The organism is Dechloromonas hankyongensis, from assembly GCF_022012295.1.
GTDB classification, from domain to species: domain Bacteria; phylum Pseudomonadota; class Gammaproteobacteria; order Burkholderiales; family Rhodocyclaceae; genus Azonexus; species Azonexus hankyongensis.
Genome location: NZ_JAKLTN010000002.1, coordinates 1,386,103 through 1,402,522 on the forward strand (window position 1 = coordinate 1,386,103; position 16,420 = coordinate 1,402,522).

The following is a 16,420-nucleotide window of genomic DNA, read 5'->3' on the forward strand; positions in this document are numbered from 1 at the left end:
AGATCCTTAAATTTTATAAACACTTACTCACCGCATTGCTCCTCTCCGGAAATTTCCGTGAGGAGTTGCGTTTCCTCCGCGCTTAACACGCGGTGCACCAGCAAATCCGGCCGGCGCTTCCGGGTTCGTGCCAGCGACTGCTTGAGCCGCCAGCGACGAATTCTTTTGTGGTCGCCGGACAGCAAAACTTCCGGCACCGCCTCGCCCTCGTAAATTTCCGGGCGGGTGTAGTGCGGACAATCCAGCAAACCACCGACAAACGAATCTTCCACCGCCGAAGCGGCATCTCCGAGCACGCCCGGCAACTGGCGGACGACGGCATCGATCAACACCATCGCCGGCAACTCGCCGCCGGACAGCACAAAATCCCCGATCGAAATTTCCTCATCGACGCAGCGCTCGATCAGACGCTCGTCAATTCCTTCATAGCGACCGCACAGAAGGATCAGACCTTCCTCACCAGTCGCCAGCTGCATGACCCGCTCATGGGTCAGCGGCGCGCCTTGCGGCGAGAGGTAGATGACCCGGCTCTTCGCCAGCCCCGCCTCGCGCTGCTGCACCTTGGCTGCGGCAATCGCCTTCTCCAGCGGCCCCGGCTGCATCAGCATGCCCGGTCCGCCACCGAAGGGGCGATCATCGACCCGCCGCCAGGCATTGTCGGCGAAATCGCGCGGATTCCAGCCTTGCCAGACCCAGCGCTGCTCTTCCAGCGCCCGACGGGTGATGCCACTGTGCGTTACCGCCGCAAACATCTCCGGGAAGATGGTCACGCAGTCGAACCGGATCACCAGTCGCTGCCCCACTCCACGCGGATCAGTCCCGCTGCCTTGTCCACCGCCAGCACCACCGCCGAGACAAACGGCAACAGGCGTTCGGCACCTTCTTCACCAACAACACGCAACACATCATTGGCGCCCGTTTCGATCAACCCGGCAACCTTGCCGAGTTTCTCGTCTGCGGCATTGACGACTTCCAGGCCGATCAGATCGCCCCAATAGAATTCGTCTTCGTCGGTCGCCGGCAATGCATCGCGCGGCGCCCCGACCAATACACCCTTCATGGCTTCGGCGGCCGTGCGGTCGGCGATGCCGTCAAGCAGCACCACCACTCCGTCACCGTGAACCTTCAAGCCTTGCAGCTTGCATTCACGCCACGGCTCGCCTTCCCTGGCAATCCACCAGACCGGCATATCTGCCCAATCCAGCGGATCATCCCCGAAGGGGTACAACCTGAGCCAGCCCCGAATCCCGTACGGGTCGGCCAAGCGACCCAGAACGACGATATCGTTGCCAGTCAAAGCCAAAACGACTTAGGCAGCCTTGGCGGCGTTTTGCTTGACCAGACGGGCAACGGTCGGCGACAGTTGGGCGCCGTTCTTCAGCCAGTGCTCCAGACGGTCGGTAGCGATACGCAGGCCCTCGGCATTGCCGGAAGCAACCGGGTTGTAGAAGCCGATACGCTCGACGAAACGGCCGTCACGACGGTTACGGGAATCGGTAACAACCATGTTGTAGAACGGACGCTTCTTGGCGCCACCACGGGCAAGACGGATAACAACCATGAGAATACTTTCGTTAGCTGGAAAAAAGACCGGAGATTATATCGCTTTATCAAGGAAAAACAAGCCACTTAGACAGGTGAAGAACAGGCTTTTTTCGCCCTGCCCGCCTGTAGCCGACAGGCGGCAATGGCAAAAATGTAAATTTTTGTTATTCTGAGAAACTTATGAAGCAAGCTTCGGAAAACACTTCAGCCGCCAACCCGGAATCCAGCATCAAGGGCATTCTTGCCTGGCTGGCCCTCGCCCATGGCCGCACCGGCGCCGAAGATGCGGACCAGCTGTATCGGCAACTGCTCCTGCTGCGCGACACGCCGGTTCCCTGCCCGCAGCGGCTCAAGCTCCTCGACCTGCTTTACGGCCAGGCGCAGCGCATCACCAAGGCCGAACTGCCGCGCCTCAATGAAATCAGCCTGCCCATCTCGCGCAAGCTGCGCCACCGGGTCCGCACCCTGCTGGATATCCTGGAAACGCTGACCCAGGATTACTTCAACACCCTGGCCGAACTGTTCGATCCCCGGGGCGAAAGCTCTTCCCGCCTGCCGCACACTTCGCTGCGTCGCGCCATGCATGCCATTGCCTGGCAGGTACGAATCGCCCACATGATCGCCTCGCCAACACCGATCGGACTGTGGCAACAATTGCACGCCGCTTATCGCACCGCCCGACGACTGGGCCTTGAAGAGCTCCCGGGACCTAATAACGGGCCGACCATCCGGCGTATCTACACCTCCATCCTGCTTGCCGCCATCGCGCAGCCGGTGTCGTTTTCGGCCGAGGAACTCGAGTTCATCAGTGACTACATCGACAAATGCACGCCGGATGTCGCGCTGCTCGATACGCCACCACGCGAAACTCGGGGAATCTTCTGGATCGATCCCGACAAGGACTTCCCCGCCCACGCCCTGATCCGGCGCATTCCAAGCCCCGACGCCGAGGTTCTGTACTTCTCCTGCGACGCCCTGGCTGAGCAGGCATTGCAACATCGCATGGAATTGCTCAAGGGGATACCGGCCGATTTCATCGGACTGCCCAAATTTGCTGGAACGCACACCGGCCCCGGCGTCCTACTGCGCCTCAACCAACTCTGGGGACACCCGGCCAAACGGCGCTTCCCGCGGCGACGCCAGTCCTACCGCGCCAACCTGAGTTCCGGCCTGGACAATCTCTGGCAGCTGATGAAAACACCGGGCAGCAAGGTCGATCAGAGCGAATGGATGGTCACCAACGAGAGCCCCGAGGGTTATGCCCTGATGCACATGTCGGGGCATACCGACGATATCCGGGTCGGCGACATCGTCGCCCTGCAGACGACCGACGAACGCGCCGATGCCAGCCAGATCTGGCACATCTGCATCATCCGCTGGGCCATTTCTGAAAATCCCGAGCATATCGAATTGGGCCTGCAACTGCTGGCGCCGAAAGCCACTTCGGTCGAACTAGCCAGCCCTCTCGAACTCGACGCCGGCAAGGTGCACGCCCTGATCCTGCCGGCCACACCGCCGCTGCGCACCAGCCAGTCGCTGATCGTGCCACCCGGCCTGATCCGCGAAAACACCAAACGGATTGTCGTGCTGGTGGACGACGAAAACCTCAGCGTGCGCGAACTGCAGGCCACACGCCTGTACGAGCAGACTGGCTCGATCGAGATTTTCAGCGTTTCGCCGGACGGCTCAAAGTAGCCACGATCAAGCCGCCAAAGAGCACCACCGCCCAGGACAGGTGCAGCCAGACGAGAAACACCGGAAAGGCGGCAAAGGCGCCATAGATGCTTTTCAGGGTCGCCGAACCGACCAGGAACAGCTCAAAGCCTTTTTGCATCAGCGAAAAGGCCAGGGCCGCGAAGATGCCGCCGGTCGCCGCCGCCCGCTTGGTGACCTCGGCATTGGGCACAGCGTAGTACAGAAACGAAAAAAACAGCCCAAGCAGCAGCATGGCGACGATTTTCAGCGCGATGCGGCGAAACCACAGCGGCTCATCGAACAGCCCGAGCGATGTCGTGACGGCAAACGACATCACGCCGGCCACTGCCCCCAGCACGAACGGCCAGACCATCATCGCGAAGGCGTAGAGACGGACACGCGCCAGGAGAGGACGTGGCTTGACCTGCCACAGATGATTGAACGCCCGCTCGATGGTATTCATCAGCATAAATGCCGTTACGGCGAGCAAGCCGATACCGGCCAGCGTCAGCTCTTGAGCCTTGTGGGAAAACTTGCCGATATTTCCGGCAATCGCCCCCGCCGCACCACTCGGCAACAAAGCCTCGCGGATCAGCAGATCGAGCCGATTGACCAGCAGGTCGAAAAACGGGATTGCCCCGGCAACCGCCAGCACGACGGCAACCAGCGGCACCAGGGCCATCAACGTCGTGAAAGCCAGCGCCGAGCTGGTCTGCATCATGTGTTCGCTGCGGAATCGGCGAAAGACGCCAAACAGGCCAGCAGACCGGGACACGGCCGGTCGGGATCGGGGTCGCTTGTGCATGGGGCCGTATAATAGCCGACCGCGCAAGATATCCCTGCCACCGCACAGCCCGTGTGGCCCTGGGCAAACGCCTTGCCCAACCGACAGAGAAACCGAATCCCCCGTGAATGCCCAACGCTACCAAATCACTGCCAGCACCAGCCTGATCCTGCTGATCGCCCTTTGCCTCGCCTGGGAAGGCTGGCTCGCCCCGCTCAAGCCGGGTGGCTCCTGGATGATCCTCAAGGGCGCATTCCTGCTCTTCCCGCTATTCGGCATCCTGCGCGGCAAGCGTTACACCTATAAGTGGCTGTCGCTGTTCATCCAGCTCTACCTGATGGAAGGGCTGACGCGCGCCACCAGCGACAGCGGCCTGTCGCAAGGGCTGGCGACCGGCGAAACGCTGCTGTCGGTGGTGCTGTTCGCGTCGGTCGTTCTCTACATCCGGGCCACGCGCGCCGCACCGGACAAAGAAAAAGCCGCCCAGTCGAACTGAAGCGGCTTTCGGTCGGGGCTCCGTCGAGACCTAGACGTCGCCCTGGGCCTTGACCTTGTCCAGGCTGGAATGCAGTTTGTTCAGCGCATTCAGGTAGGAACGGGCCGAAGCGATCACGATGTCGGTGTCCGCACCGTTGCCATTGACGATACGGTCGTCCTTGGACAGCCGCGTCGTCACCTCGCCCTGCGCATCGGTTCCAGTGGTAATGGCATTGACCGAGTAGAGCAGCAGCTCGGCACCGCTGCCGACGATGCTCTCGATCGCCTTGAAGGTCGCATCGACCGGACCGCCGCCGCTGGCTTCGCCCTTCTTCTCGGCACCGCCGACATTCAGGATCACCTTGGCGAATGGCATCTCGCCTGTTTCCGAACAGACGTGCGAGTAGACCAGCTTGTAGTGCTCCTGATCCGGCGTCACCACCTCTTCGGAAACCAGGGCGTGCAGGTCTTCGTCGAAAATTTCGTGCTTGCGGTCGGCGAGTTCCTTGAAGCGGGCGAAGGCGGCATTCAGCACCTCGTCGCTTTCCAGCTCGATGCCCAGTTCCTGCAAGCGAGTTTTGAAGGCGTTGCGCCCGGAATGCTTGCCCAGCACCAGCTTGTTCTGCGTCCAGCCCACATCCTGGGCGCGCATGATCTCGTAGGTTTCGCGATGCTTGAGCACGCCATCCTGGTGGATGCCGGATTCGTGCGCGAAGGCATTGGCGCCAACCACCGCCTTGTTCGGCTGCACCGGATAACCGGTGATCTGCGAAATCAGCTTGGAGGCCGGCACGATCTGCGTCGTATCGACACGCGTCTCGACCGGGAAGATATCCGGCCGCGTCCGCACGGCCATGACGATCTCTTCGAGCGCGGCATTGCCAGCCCGCTCGCCCAGACCGTTGATCGTACATTCCACCTGGCGCGCTCCGAAGAGCACGGCGGCCAGCGAGTTGGAGACGGCCAGCCCGAGGTCATTGTGGCAATGCACCGACCAGACGACCTTGTCGGAATTGGGCACACGCTCGATCAACTGGCGCATGGTTTCCGCATACTGGAACGGGATGGCGTAACCAACCGTATCCGGCACATTGATGGTCGTGGCGCCGGCCTTGATCACCGCCTCGAAAATGCGGCACAGGAAATCGATTTCGGAACGCCCGGCATCCTCGGCCGAGAATTCGATGTCGTCCGTGTACTGGCGCGCCCAACCGATCGATTTGACCGCCTGTTCGACCACCTGGTCCGGCGTCATGCGCAGCTTCTTCTCCATGTGGATCGGCGAAGTCGCGATGAAAGTGTGGATACGAGCGGATTTGGCCGGCTTGATCGCTTCGCCGGCGCGGTTGATGTCGTTCTCGTTGGCTCGCGCCAGCGAGCAGACGGTCGAATCCTTGATCGCCTGGGCGATGGCGTGGATGGAGTCGAAGTCGCCGGGCGAAGCGGCAGCGAAACCCGCCTCGATCACATCGACCCGCATTTTCTCGAGCTGGCGGGCGACGCGGATCTTCTCTTCCTTGGTCATCGACGCGCCCGGACTCTGTTCGCCGTCGCGCAGGGTCGTATCGAAAATTACCAGATGCTGTTTCATGGGAACTCCGGGAATTACTGGGGCTTGCGTTTGAGCAGGCCGATGGCGGCCTGGACATAACCGGACAGGCCATACAGGACGAAGAAACCGAACAGGGCGATTTCCGGGCTGTAGGCGACCAGCGCAAAACCGAGGGCGATCGCCGCGATCACGAAGAAGGGCACACTCTTCTTCAGGTTGATGTCCTTGAAGCTGTAGAAACGGATATTGGACACCATGGTCACGCCGGCGAAGATGGTCATCACGCACGCCAGCCAGCGCACATCGCTGCCGGCCACGCCGCTCTCAATGCACACCCAGACCAGACCGGCCACCAAGGCCGCGGCAGCCGGCGACGGCAGGCCCTGGAAGTAACGCTTGTCCATCACTTCCAGCGTGGTATTGAAGCGGGCCAGACGCAATGCCGCGCCGGCGCAGTAGATGAAAGCGGCGATCCAGCCCAGCCGCCCGAGATCGCGCAAAGCCCACTCGTACATCACCAGGGCCGGCGCCGCGCCGAAGCTGACCATATCGGACAGCGAGTCGTATTCGGCACCGAAAGCCGACTGGGTATTGGTCAGTCGCGCCACCCGGCCATCCAGGCCGTCCAGAACCATGGCGATAAAGATGGCCATGGCCGCTCGGGCGAAATCACCCTGCATCGCCTGCACGATGGCGAAGAAGCCGGCAAACAGGGCTGCCGTAGTGAACAGGTTGGGCAGCACGTAAATGCCACGCCGTTTGACTTCGGGATTGAATAGCGACTTACGGGGTTTGAGTTCGGTCATGGGGCTTGTCTGAACGGGCAACCCGAAGAGGATACACCCGGAAAGCATAGAAATCCGCAAACAACTCGGGCGGTGCAGTTTCCCACACCGCCCGAAGCGAGGACAAGGCTGAACGCTAGCGCGCCGGCTGTACGGAAGTACGGCCGGCGCGGGCAATCAAGCCTCGCCGAGCCGACGACTGGCCAATTAGTTCTTGGACTGGTCGACCAGCTTGTTCTTCTTGATCCACGGCATCATGTCGCGCAGCTGGCCACCGACCGTTTCGATCGGGTGCACTGCGTTCAGACGACGGCGGGCAGTCATCGAAGGATAGTTGGTCTTGCCTTCCTGGATGAACATCTTGGCGTATTCGCCGGTCTGGATGCGCTTCAGGGCGTTGCGCATGGCGACGCGCGACTCTTCGTTGATGACTTCCGGACCGGTCACGTACTCGCCGTATTCGGCGTTGTTCGAGATCGAGTAGTTCATGTTGGCGATGCCGCCTTCGTACATCAGGTCGACGATCAGCTTCAGTTCATGCAGACACTCGAAGTAGGCCATTTCCGGAGCGTAGCCGGCTTCGGTCAGGGTTTCGAAGCCCATCTTGACCAGCTCGACGGCACCGCCGCACAGCACGGCCTGTTCACCGAAGAGGTCGGTTTCGGTTTCTTCGCGGAAGTTGGTCTCGATGACGCCACCCTTGGTGCCGCCGTTGGCAGCAGCGTAGGACAGGGCGATGTCCTTGGCCTTGCCGGACTTGTCCTGGTAGATGGCGATCAGGGACGGCACGCCGCCACCCTTCAGGTACTCGGAGCGCACGGTGTGGCCCGGGCCCTTCGGGGCAACCATGATGACGTCCACGTCAGCGCGCGGCACGACCTGGTTGTAATGCACATTGAAGCCGTGGGCGAAAGCCAGGGCAGCGCCCTTCTTCAGGTTCGGGGCGACTTCTTCGTTGTACACCTGCGGGATATTCTCGTCCGGCAACAGGATCATGACGACGTCGGCGCCCTTGACGGCCTTGGCGATCTCTTCGACCTTCAGACCGGCCGCTTCGGCCTTCTTCCAGGAAGCGCCATCCTTGCGCAGGCCAACGGTGACCTTGACGCCGGAATCCTTCAGGTTCTGGGCGTGGGCATGGCCCTGCGAGCCGTAACCAACGATGGTGACCTTTTTGCCCTTGATCAGCGAGAGGTCGGCGTCCTTGTCGTAATAAACTTTCATGAAATCCTCTTTGGTGACAGATAGTTAGACTTTGAGAATACGATCGCCGCGACCGATGCCACAGACACCGGTACGGACGGTTTCGAGAATTAGGCCGGCGTCGAGCGCGGCGATGAAGGAGTCGAGCTTGGAGCTTGCGCCGGTCAGTTCGATCACATAGGTCGATTCCGTGACATCGATGATGCGGCCACGGAAAATATCGGCCATCCGCTTCATCTCTTCGCGGTCCTTGCCGGTGGCGCGAACCTTGATCAGCATCAGTTCGCGCTCGACGTGCGCAGCTTCGGAGAGATCGACCACCTTGACGACATCAACCAGCTTGTTGAGCTGCTTGGTGATCTGCTCGAGCACCTCGTCGGAACCCCAGGTCAGGATGGTCATCCGCGACAGCGACGGATCTTCGGTCGGCGCCACGGTCAGCGATTCGATATTGTAGCCGCGGGCGGAGAACAGGCCGGCCACGCGGGAAAGTGCACCCGATTCGTTTTCGATCAGGATGGAAATGATATGACGCATTTTTTCTTTTCCTCCCCCGCTCAGATATCTTCAGCGAGGATCATTTCAGTCAGGCCCTTGCCGGCTGCCACCATCGGGAACACGTTGGCGCCCGGATCGATGATGAAGTCCATGAATACCAGGCGATCCTTGTATTCCGTAAAGGCCTTGCGCAGCGCCGGCTCGACGTCTTCCGGCTTCTCGATGCGCATGCCGACGTGGCCGTAGGACTCGGCCAGTTTGACGAAATCCGGCAGCGAGGTGACATACGACTGGGAATAGCGCTTGGAATAGAACATTTCCTGCCACTGACGGACCATGCCCAGCATGCCGTTGTTCAGGTTGATGATCTTGACCGGCAGTTCGTACTGCTTGCAGGTCGACAGTTCCTGGATACACATCTGGATCGAGCCTTCGCCGGTCACGCAGGCGACTTGCGCACCCGGGTTGGCGAGCAGGACGCCCATACCGTACGGCAGGCCGACGCCCATGGTGCCCAGACCGCCAGAGTTGATCCAGCGGCGCGGCTTGTCGAACTTGTAATATTGCGCGGCGAACATCTGGTGCTGGCCGACGTCGGAAGTGACGAAAGCATCGCCGCCGGTTACTTCGTAGAGCTTCTCGATGACGTACTGCGGCATGATGTAGTCGGCCTGCTTGTAACGCAGGGATTCGCGACCGCGCCATTCGTCAATCTGCTTCCACCAATCGGCAACCTCGGCATCGGCCGTAAAGCCGCCGTCGATCAGCTTGAGGATTTCGTCCAGGACATCGTTGACGTTGCCGACAATGGGCACATCGACCTTGACGCGCTTGGAAATCGACGACGGATCGATATCAATATGGATAACGCGGCGCTTCTCTTCACCGAAGTGGTCCGGATTGCCGATCACGCGGTCATCAAAACGGGCGCCGATGGCCAGGATCACATCGGCGAAATGCATCGCGTTGTTAGCTTCGAAAGTGCCGTGCATGCCCAGCATGCCGATGAACTGCTTGTCGGTCGCCGGATAACCACCGAGACCCATCAGGGTGTTGGTCACCGGGAAATTCAGGGCGCGGGCCAGCTGGGTCAGCTTCTCGGCTGCGTCGGACAGGATCACGCCGCCGCCGGTGTAGATGATCGGACGCTTGGCTTCCTGCAGGATCTGCACAGCCTTCTTGATCTGCCCCAGATGCCCCTTGACCACCGGGTTGTACGAGCGCATCTGTACCGACTTGGGATAGTCGAATTCGCAAACTTGGGCGGTGATGTCCTTGGGAATGTCGACGACGACCGGGCCCGGACGCCCGGTGGAGGCAATGTGGAAAGCCTTCTTGATGGTCGCCGCCAGATCCTTGACGTCCTTGACCAGGAAATTGTGCTTGACGCAGGGGCGGGTGATACCGACGGTATCGCACTCCTGGAAGGCGTCTTGACCGATGTACTGGGTCGGCACCTGGCCGCACAGCACGACCATCGGGATCGAATCCATGTAGGCGGTGGCAATGCCGGTAACGGTGTTGGTCACGCCCGGACCGGACGTCACCAAGGCGACGCCGACCTTCTGCGAAGAACGCGAATAGGCGTCTGCCGCATGAACAGCGGCCTGCTCATGGCGAACCAGAATGTGCTTGACCTCCTCCTGTTTGAAAAGGGCGTCGTAAATATGCAGAACGGAACCACCTGGGTAACCGAACACATAGTCGACCTTTTCTTCTTGCAGGCACCTGATTACAATTTCTGCACCGCTGATCATCATTCTTGAGCCCAAAAAAGCTGTTGCCTAAAAGGGCGTAACCTTAATCGACCGACCCTTTTCGGTCAAGGTTTCCTGGCATATCCACATACCGCTCTAGACCTTTTGGAAGAGACAACCCTGGCATCACCCCAACAACTTTCCTGCTTTCTCGAATCGATTGAGCGCCGGGCCTTCAAGCAGGCGATGTTCGCCGTCCATGACGAAGAAGCGGCACTCGACATCGTGCAGGACGCCATGCTGAAACTGGCTGAAAAATACGGGGATCGGCCGGACGAAGAGTTCCCGATGCTTTTCCAGCGTATCCTGCAGAACACGATTCGCGACTATTACCGGCGCAGCAAGGTTCGCTCGATGTGGACCACCCTGCTCTCCGCCTTTTCGCCGGACGACGACGAGGATCACGACCCGCTCGAAACGCTGGCCGCCGACGAGGACGACACCGGCCCCAAGACGCCTGAGAGCAAGCTTCTTCAAGCCCAAACGCTGAACCTGATCGAAGATGAAATAAAAAAATTGCCGGCGCGTCAACGCGAAGCCTTCCTCATGCGTTATTGGGAAGACATGGACGTCGCCGAGACCGCAGCGGCGATGGGCTGCTCAGAAGGCAGTGTCAAGACCCATTGTTCGCGTGCCACCCACACGCTGGCAACCGCCCTGTCGGCAAAAGGCATAAAGCTATGAACGAAGAACGTTACGCATATCGCGTTCGGCAAGCGCTGAACCACGGATTGAAGGACATTCCGCCGGCCACATCCCGGCGGCTGGAAGCCGCACGCCATCTCGCCCTGAGCAAGCAGAAACAGCTCGCGCCGCAGATGGCGCTCGCCGGGCTGGGTGGCTCGCATTTCCGTATCGGCTCGCACATCCCGTACTTGAAGCAGATTCTCGCCGTGCTGGCCTTGCTGCTCGGCATGTGGATTTCCTTCTACTGGCACAGCGTCCAGTATGTTACCGCTCTGGAAGAAGTGGATAGCGCCCTGCTTACAGACGATTTGCCCCCTGACGCTTTCCTGGACAACGATTTCTTCGAATGGCTATTAGACGACTCGTCGGAGGAGTAATCCTCGCCGCCACACTGAATGCCACCATCGCCGCCGAACCACCGACGACGGTGGTCATCGGCACGCCCCCGCAGCCAGGCTGGAGCCAACTGAATAATCAGCAACGGAACATTCTGGCCCCCCTGGCCAAGGACTGGGACAGCCTAGAAAACATCCGGAAGAAGAAATGGCTGGGCATCGCCGAACGCTACCCCGCCATGAAGCCGGACGAACAGCAACGCATGCAGGACCGCATGCGGGAATGGGCCACGCTATCGCCGGCCGAGCGCAACAAGGTACGCGATACCTACAAGGACTTCACGCAACTGCCAGCTGAGCAAAAGCAGGTGGTCAAGCAAAAGTGGGAGGCCTATTCCAACCTCCCTCCCGAGGAGCGGCAACGCCTCCGCGAAACCGGCAAGTCTTCGAAGTTGCTGGCGCCACCACCTGTGCAAGCCACCTCGGAAAACGCTGGGCAATCAGCCACCCCGGCTAGCGCACAAAACCAATGACTGCCGCACTCCCGGGTTTGCGGCGGCGTCTGGCCAGCATGCTGTATGAAGGGCTGGTCGTTTTCTCGATTCTGCTAATCGGCTTTCTGCTGCCCCAGATCGTGCTGTCCGGCTTTGGCTGGATCGTCGGCGCCAAGGCACTGTGGCTGCACGTCTTCCTGCTGCTGATGGCCTATTTCGTCTGGTGCTGGCTCAATGGCGGGCAGACCTTGCCGATGAAAACCTGGAAACTGCGTCTGGTAGCCGAGAATGGCCGGCCACTGCGCCCGCTGCAGGCCGTTCTACGCTATCTCGCCGCCTGGCCGAGCATCCTGTTCTTTGGCATCGGGATTCTTTGGGCACTGGTCGACAAGGACCAACAGTTCCTGCACGACCGGATTGCCGGCACCAAGGTCACCGCCGCCGGCTGATCAGCGGCGCTCGACCCACCACAGCATTCCCGCTGCAACGAGTAGGAAAAGCGCCGATGGCGCCGTGGCGCTGAACAGCGGCGACCACGAATTGATCGCCCCCAGGTTGGAAGCAAGCCCGTTCAGCGCATAGAAGAGAATGCCCAGCATGACGCCGGAAAAGATCTTCAGGCTGACGCCGCCCACCCGATTGTGCGAATAGCCGAACGGCAAGGCCAGTGCCACCATCACCAGCGCTGCCAGCGGATAGAACACCTTCTTCCATAGGGCGATCTGGTAACGTTCAGTCTTTTGCTTGTTGTCGCTCAAATGCTTGGTGTAGTTGAGCAGACCGAACAGCGACATGCGCTCCGGCGACACCATCAGCGCCGCCAGCAGATTCGGCGTCACGTTCGACCGCCACTCGCCGCCAGGACTGGTTTCGACGTGCGCCGAATCGCCGTCGAGCACGGTTCTGACCACATCCTGCAAACGCCAGCGATCTGGCAATTCGAATTCAGCCTGCCGGGCATCGGTGACCGATTCAAGCTGATTTGAGTTGTCGAACTTGTAGATCCGCACGCCTTGCAAGGGTGCATCCGGCGTCGCACTGCGGATGTTGATGAAGCTGCGCCCATCCTTGACCCATAAGCCGCTGTCAAAGCCGCTCTGGGCGATCACCGTGCTCAGCGCCTTGGCGCGGATTTCACGCCCCAACCTTTCGCTGAAAGGAACCAGCGCCTCGCCGACAACGAAAGTCAGGATGGCGAGCAGCAATGCTGCCCGGAACAGTGTTTTCAGCAAATCGCCGGTGGCTAGGCCGGAAGCACGCAGAACGGTGATTTCAGAATGGCGCGCCAGCGTCGACAAGGCATACAGTGCTCCGATCAGCGTCGCAATCGGGATCAGTTCATAGATCAGACCGGGCATGCCCAGCGCCACGAACAGTGCCGCATGAAAGACGGTGTACCCGACCTTGCCGACACTGCGCAGTTCGTCGATGAAGTTGAAAAAGGCGAACAGCGCTAAAAAGGCGGCGAGCACAAGGAACACCGCAGCGAATGTCTCGCGTATCAGGTAGCGCTGATAAAGATTCAGGCGAAACATCAATTTCCCCAGCGCTGCCATGGCATGCGCACGACAATCCGTTTGTAGAACAAGGCCAGCAAGGGCAGCAGCATCACGGCGTGAGCGGCCCACACCCCGACCCAGAACGACATCTTGCCCTGCACCACCCAGGCCTGGCTGACCGACAGCAGGTTGTTGTAGATGGCGTAGATCAGGATGGCGATCAACATGTTCGCCGAGCGCCCGGCCCGCGGATTCACATAGGAAAGCGGAATGGCCAGCAGACAGAGAATCAGCGCCGACACAGGCAGGCCGATGCGCCACAGCAGTTCGCCGCGCGCCACATTGCTGTCTTCGAGAACCAGTTGGGTGATCGGCATGCCTTTCGGCGACGGTGCCGACGATGCCGGTTCGCCGTCCTCGACCCGCGCCCGATAGCGCTCGAATTCCATGACCTTGAAGGCCGGACTACCGGGCTCGACCTCGTAGCGCCGCCCATGCTCGAGCACGACGAAACGGTCGCCATTGCCGGCGGTTTCCTGGAAGCCGGAATCCGACATGATCACGCCCAACTTGCCTTCCTGGTAGGACGCAACAAAAACGTTGCCGACATTGGTGCCATCGTCGCCCACACCTTCGACGAAGAACACCCGCTGCCCCTTCTTCACTTCGCGGAAGGCGCCGGGTGAAACCTGGGATATTTCGCTGCGCGCTGACAGGCGTTCGCGATATTCAGCCGAACTGGAATTGGCCCACGGCGCGAGAAACCCCGACACGGCGGCGATGGCGACGATGATCGGTAGCGCGAAACGCAATACCGGCGGAATCCAGCCGGTCAGGGGCAAGCCGGATGAAAACCAGACGACCATTTCGGAATCCCGATAAACGCGGGACAAACTGAGCAAAATGGACACGAAAAGCGTCAGCGACAGCAGAATGGGCATGAAATTCAAAGCCGCGAACCCCAACAGCGACGCCACTGCTTCTGGCGCAATGCGTCCGCCCGCTGCCTCCTTGAGCAAACGGATCAAATGGGTAGAGGTCAGAATGGCCAGCAGTGCAACGCTGATGCCGACAGCTGCCTGGGCAAATTCGCGCCGGGCGGCGCGCTCGAATATCATGCTTTGACGAAACCGAAAAAATGCGAGGATAATCCCTCGAATACTGATATTTCCTTGATCAGGAGCAGCTTGTGGAATTTAGCATAAAAAGCGGAAGCCCGGAAAAACAGCGTAGTGCCTGCGTGGTCGTCGGTGTTTTCGAATCGAGGAAACTGACCCTCCCTGCCGAACTGCTCGACAACGCCTCTGGAGGCTACATTTCGGACATCGTCCGCCGTGGCGACATGGAAGGCAAGGCGGGCAGCACCCTGCTGCTGCACAACGTCCCGTCCACCCTGTGCGACCGCGTCCTGCTCATCGGCTTGGGCAAGGAAAAGGAATTCCGCGAAAAGGAATTCGCCGGCGCCGTCCGCACCGCGGTCAAGGTGCTCAACGAAACCGGCGCCTTCGACGCCACGCTGTTCCTGACTGAACTTCAGGTAAGGAAACACAGCATCACCTGGCGCGTTCGTCAGACGGTTGTCGCCGCCCTGGATGCGACTTACAAGTTCGATCAGTTCAAGAGCAAGAAGGAAGAAATCCGCCGGCCGCTGCGCAAGCTGACCATCAGCGTCGAACGCCGCAACGAACTGGCGCCGGCCGAAGAAGGCCTGCAGCAGGGTCTGGCCATCGCCGAAGGTGTAGCCCTGACCAAGACGCTCGGCAACCTGCCGCCCAACGTCTGCCACCCGACCTACCTCGCCGAACAGGCCCAGAGCATGGCTAAAGCCCTCCAGGTCGACTGCGAGATTCTCGAACGCGCCGATATGGAAAAGCTCGGCATGCACTCGCTGCTCGCCGTCGCCCGCGGATCGCATCAGCCGCCGAAGCTGATCGTGCTCAGCTACAAGGGCGCCAAGACCAACGAAAAACCGATCGTCCTGGTCGGCAAGGGCGTTACCTTCGACACCGGCGGCATTTCGCTGAAACCGGGTGCCGACATGGATGAAATGAAGTACGACATGTGCGGCGCCGCCAGCGTACTCGGCACCATGCAGGCCGTCGCCCGCATGGCCCTGCCGATCAACCTGACAGTCGTCGTTCCGGCCACCGAAAACATGCCGGGAGGCAATGCGACCCGGCCGGGGGACATCGTCACGTCGATGTCCGGCCAAACCATTGAAATCCTCAACACCGATGCCGAAGGCCGCCTGATCCTGTGCGACGCCTTGACCTACGCCGAGCGTTTCGAGCCCGACACTGTGATCGACGTCGCTACGCTGACCGGGGCCTGCGTCGTGGCCCTCGGCCAGGTCGCCACCGGCCTGTTCGCCAACAAGGATGCCTTGGCCCGTGATCTGCAGGACGCCGGTAACGAAGCCAACGACCGCGCCTGGCACATGCCGCTGTGGGACGACTACCAGGATCTGCTGAAGAGTCCCTTCGCCGACATGGCCAACATCGGCGGGCGTTACGGCGGCGCCATTTCGGCCGCCTGCTTCCTGTCGCGCTTCACCAAGAAATTCGACTGGGCCCACCTCGACATTGCTGGCACCGCATGGAAATCCGGCGCCGACAAGGGCGCCACCGGACGCCCCGTGCCCCTGCTCACACACTATCTGTTGCAACGCGCAGGCAAGCTCAATTGACCCAGGTTTTCTTCTACCACGGCGCCAGCGACCGGATCGCTGCCGCCTGTGCCTTGCTCAGCGGTGCCTACGCAAAGAAAAAACAGATGCTGGTCTATGCCCTCGACCCTGAGGTCGCAAGCAGCCTCGACCGCATGCTGTGGACCCATTCGGCACTCAGCTTCGTGCCGCACTGCCGCGCCGACTCGCCGCTGGCCGCCGAAACCCCGATCCTGATTACCGACAAGCTCGAGACCATCGCGCAGGATGAGCGTCTGATGAACCTGAGCCGTGAAATCCCACCCGGTTTTTCGCGCTTCGAAAGCCTGATCGAAGTGGTCGGCCAGGACGAAGACGACCGCAACGCCGCTCGCGACCGCGTCAAGTTCTACAAGGATCGCGGCTACGAGGTCCGTTACTTCGACCTCAGCGACCGTTAAGGAA

Annotated in this window: 19 protein-coding genes; 8 read left to right on the forward strand and 11 right to left on the reverse strand. The window is 60.5% G+C overall.

What is annotated here, in order from left to right:
- Positions 1 to 23 precede the first annotated feature (23 nt).
- Genes trmD through rpsP form a run of 3 tightly spaced genes read right to left on the reverse strand, consistent with a single transcriptional unit; the run spans position 24 to position 1,561 of the window.
- Positions 24 to 788, reverse strand: coding sequence for a tRNA (guanosine(37)-N1)-methyltransferase TrmD (gene trmD / locus LZ012_RS15170; protein ID WP_275711669.1), 765 nt, complete (start codon positions 786 to 788; stop codon positions 24 to 26).
- Positions 785 to 1,297: a ribosome maturation factor RimM gene (gene rimM / locus LZ012_RS15175; protein WP_275711670.1), complete on the reverse strand. Its 513-nt coding sequence runs from the start codon at positions 1,295 to 1,297 to the stop codon at positions 785 to 787. Before rimM ends, trmD begins: the two co-directional genes overlap by 4 nt.
- A 12-nt stretch (positions 1,298 to 1,309) precedes the next feature.
- On the reverse strand, positions 1,310 to 1,561 hold the full coding sequence (gene rpsP / locus LZ012_RS15180) for a 30S ribosomal protein S16 (protein ID WP_150429526.1): 252 nt from the start codon (positions 1,559 to 1,561) through the stop codon (positions 1,310 to 1,312).
- Positions 1,562 to 1,725: 164 nt separating this feature from the next.
- Between rpsP and LZ012_RS15185 the strand changes: the two genes are divergently transcribed.
- Positions 1,726 to 3,240: a hypothetical protein gene (locus LZ012_RS15185; RefSeq protein WP_275711671.1), complete on the forward strand. Its 1,515-nt coding sequence runs from the start codon at positions 1,726 to 1,728 to the stop codon at positions 3,238 to 3,240.
- On the opposite strand, the gene LZ012_RS15190 is transcribed toward LZ012_RS15185, so the two are convergent.
- Positions 3,212 to 4,045 (reverse strand): YhjD/YihY/BrkB family envelope integrity protein, encoded by an 834-nt coding sequence (locus LZ012_RS15190; RefSeq protein WP_338033168.1) that lies wholly within the window; start codon positions 4,043 to 4,045, stop codon positions 3,212 to 3,214. The two genes, LZ012_RS15185 and LZ012_RS15190, sit on opposite strands and share 29 nt — an antisense overlap.
- A 103-nt stretch (positions 4,046 to 4,148) precedes the next feature.
- On the opposite strand from LZ012_RS15190, the gene LZ012_RS15195 reads away from it, so the two are divergent.
- On the forward strand, positions 4,149 to 4,520 hold the full coding sequence (locus LZ012_RS15195; protein WP_275711672.1) for a DUF2069 domain-containing protein: 372 nt from the start codon (positions 4,149 to 4,151) through the stop codon (positions 4,518 to 4,520).
- Positions 4,521 to 4,550: 30 nt separating this feature from the next.
- On the opposite strand, the gene LZ012_RS15200 is transcribed toward LZ012_RS15195, so the two are convergent.
- From LZ012_RS15200 to ilvB, 5 genes are all read right to left on the reverse strand, one after another.
- Positions 4,551 to 6,092 (reverse strand): 2-isopropylmalate synthase, encoded by a 1,542-nt coding sequence (locus tag LZ012_RS15200; RefSeq protein WP_275711673.1) that lies wholly within the window; start codon positions 6,090 to 6,092, stop codon positions 4,551 to 4,553.
- Positions 6,093 to 6,106: 14 nt separating this feature from the next.
- Complete coding sequence (gene pssA / locus LZ012_RS15205) at positions 6,107 to 6,859, reverse strand: CDP-diacylglycerol--serine O-phosphatidyltransferase (protein ID WP_275711674.1); 753 nt, start codon at positions 6,857 to 6,859, stop codon at positions 6,107 to 6,109.
- A 186-nt stretch (positions 6,860 to 7,045) separates the two neighbouring features.
- Positions 7,046 to 8,062 carry a ketol-acid reductoisomerase gene (gene ilvC / locus LZ012_RS15210; RefSeq protein WP_275711675.1) on the reverse strand — a complete coding sequence of 339 codons (1,017 nt, stop codon included), beginning with the start codon at positions 8,060 to 8,062 and terminating at the stop codon, positions 7,046 to 7,048.
- A 24-nt stretch (positions 8,063 to 8,086) separates the two neighbouring features.
- Positions 8,087 to 8,578 carry an acetolactate synthase small subunit gene (gene ilvN, locus LZ012_RS15215; protein WP_066880766.1) on the reverse strand — a complete coding sequence of 164 codons (492 nt, stop codon included), beginning with the start codon at positions 8,576 to 8,578 and terminating at the stop codon, positions 8,087 to 8,089.
- 20 nt (positions 8,579 to 8,598) lie between these two features.
- On the reverse strand, positions 8,599 to 10,299 hold the full coding sequence (gene ilvB / locus LZ012_RS15220; protein WP_275711676.1) for a biosynthetic-type acetolactate synthase large subunit: 1,701 nt from the start codon (positions 10,297 to 10,299) through the stop codon (positions 8,599 to 8,601).
- Positions 10,300 to 10,401: 102 nt separating this feature from the next.
- Here ilvB and LZ012_RS15225 point away from each other — a divergent pair, with 102 nt between their 5' ends.
- The 4 genes from LZ012_RS15225 to LZ012_RS15240 are packed head-to-tail and all read left to right on the forward strand — an operon-like array spanning position 10,402 to position 12,261.
- Positions 10,402 to 10,980 carry an RNA polymerase sigma factor gene (locus tag LZ012_RS15225; protein WP_275711677.1) on the forward strand — a complete coding sequence of 193 codons (579 nt, stop codon included), beginning with the start codon at positions 10,402 to 10,404 and terminating at the stop codon, positions 10,978 to 10,980.
- Positions 10,977 to 11,360, forward strand: a complete 384-nt coding sequence (locus tag LZ012_RS15230; protein WP_275711678.1) for a DUF3619 family protein — start codon at positions 10,977 to 10,979, stop codon at positions 11,358 to 11,360. Before LZ012_RS15225 ends, LZ012_RS15230 begins: the two co-directional genes overlap by 4 nt.
- Entirely contained in the window at positions 11,330 to 11,851 is a 522-nt protein-coding gene (locus LZ012_RS15235) for a DUF3106 domain-containing protein (RefSeq protein WP_275711679.1), read from the forward strand. Before LZ012_RS15230 ends, LZ012_RS15235 begins: the two co-directional genes overlap by 31 nt.
- Positions 11,848 to 12,261, forward strand: coding sequence for an RDD family protein (locus LZ012_RS15240; RefSeq protein ID WP_275711680.1), 414 nt, complete (start codon positions 11,848 to 11,850; stop codon positions 12,259 to 12,261). Before LZ012_RS15235 ends, LZ012_RS15240 begins: the two co-directional genes overlap by 4 nt.
- Here the strand turns inward: LZ012_RS15240 and lptG are convergent, their stop codons facing one another.
- Positions 12,262 to 13,347, reverse strand: coding sequence for an LPS export ABC transporter permease LptG (gene lptG, locus LZ012_RS15245; RefSeq protein WP_275711785.1), 1,086 nt, complete (start codon positions 13,345 to 13,347; stop codon positions 12,262 to 12,264).
- Positions 13,347 to 14,429 (reverse strand): LPS export ABC transporter permease LptF, encoded by a 1,083-nt coding sequence (lptF, locus tag LZ012_RS15250; RefSeq protein WP_275711681.1) that lies wholly within the window; start codon positions 14,427 to 14,429, stop codon positions 13,347 to 13,349. Before lptF ends, lptG begins: the two co-directional genes overlap by 1 nt.
- Before the next feature lie 71 nt (positions 14,430 to 14,500).
- On the opposite strand from lptF, the gene LZ012_RS15255 reads away from it, so the two are divergent.
- Together LZ012_RS15255 and LZ012_RS15260 are read left to right on the forward strand one after the other, a co-directional pair.
- Entirely contained in the window at positions 14,501 to 15,997 is a 1,497-nt protein-coding gene (locus LZ012_RS15255; RefSeq protein WP_275711682.1) for a leucyl aminopeptidase, read from the forward strand.
- Entirely contained in the window at positions 15,994 to 16,416 is a 423-nt protein-coding gene (locus LZ012_RS15260) for a DNA polymerase III subunit chi (RefSeq protein WP_275711683.1), read from the forward strand. The genes LZ012_RS15255 and LZ012_RS15260 overlap by 4 nt, the downstream gene beginning before the upstream one ends.
- The last annotated feature ends 4 nt before the right edge of the window (positions 16,417 to 16,420 follow it).

Bases quoted from the DNA above. Each gene is read 5' to 3' on its own strand.
- rpsP (WP_150429526.1), bottom strand. From the start codon at position 1,561: ATGGTTGTTATCCGTCTTGCCCGTGGTGGCGCCAAGAAGCGTCCGTTC.
- LZ012_RS15185 (WP_275711671.1), top strand. From the start codon at position 1,726: ATGAAGCAAGCTTCGGAAAACACTTCAGCCGCCAACCCGGAATCCAGC.
- LZ012_RS15190 (WP_338033168.1), bottom strand. From the start codon at position 4,045: ATGCACAAGCGACCCCGATCCCGACCGGCCGTGTCCCGGTCTGCTGGC.
- LZ012_RS15200 (WP_275711673.1), bottom strand. From the start codon at position 6,092: ATGAAACAGCATCTGGTAATTTTCGATACGACCCTGCGCGACGGCGAA.
- pssA (WP_275711674.1), bottom strand. From the start codon at position 6,859: ATGACCGAACTCAAACCCCGTAAGTCGCTATTCAATCCCGAAGTCAAA.
- ilvC (WP_275711675.1), bottom strand. From the start codon at position 8,062: ATGAAAGTTTATTACGACAAGGACGCCGACCTCTCGCTGATCAAGGGC.
- ilvN (WP_066880766.1), bottom strand. From the start codon at position 8,578: ATGCGTCATATCATTTCCATCCTGATCGAAAACGAATCGGGTGCACTT.
- ilvB (WP_275711676.1), bottom strand. From the start codon at position 10,299: ATGATGATCAGCGGTGCAGAAATTGTAATCAGGTGCCTGCAAGAAGAA.
- LZ012_RS15230 (WP_275711678.1), top strand. From the start codon at position 10,977: ATGAACGAAGAACGTTACGCATATCGCGTTCGGCAAGCGCTGAACCAC.
- LZ012_RS15235 (WP_275711679.1), top strand. From the start codon at position 11,330: ATGGCTATTAGACGACTCGTCGGAGGAGTAATCCTCGCCGCCACACTG.
- LZ012_RS15240 (WP_275711680.1), top strand. From the start codon at position 11,848: ATGACTGCCGCACTCCCGGGTTTGCGGCGGCGTCTGGCCAGCATGCTG.
- lptG (WP_275711785.1), bottom strand. From the start codon at position 13,347: ATGTTTCGCCTGAATCTTTATCAGCGCTACCTGATACGCGAGACATTC.
- lptF (WP_275711681.1), bottom strand. From the start codon at position 14,429: ATGATATTCGAGCGCGCCGCCCGGCGCGAATTTGCCCAGGCAGCTGTC.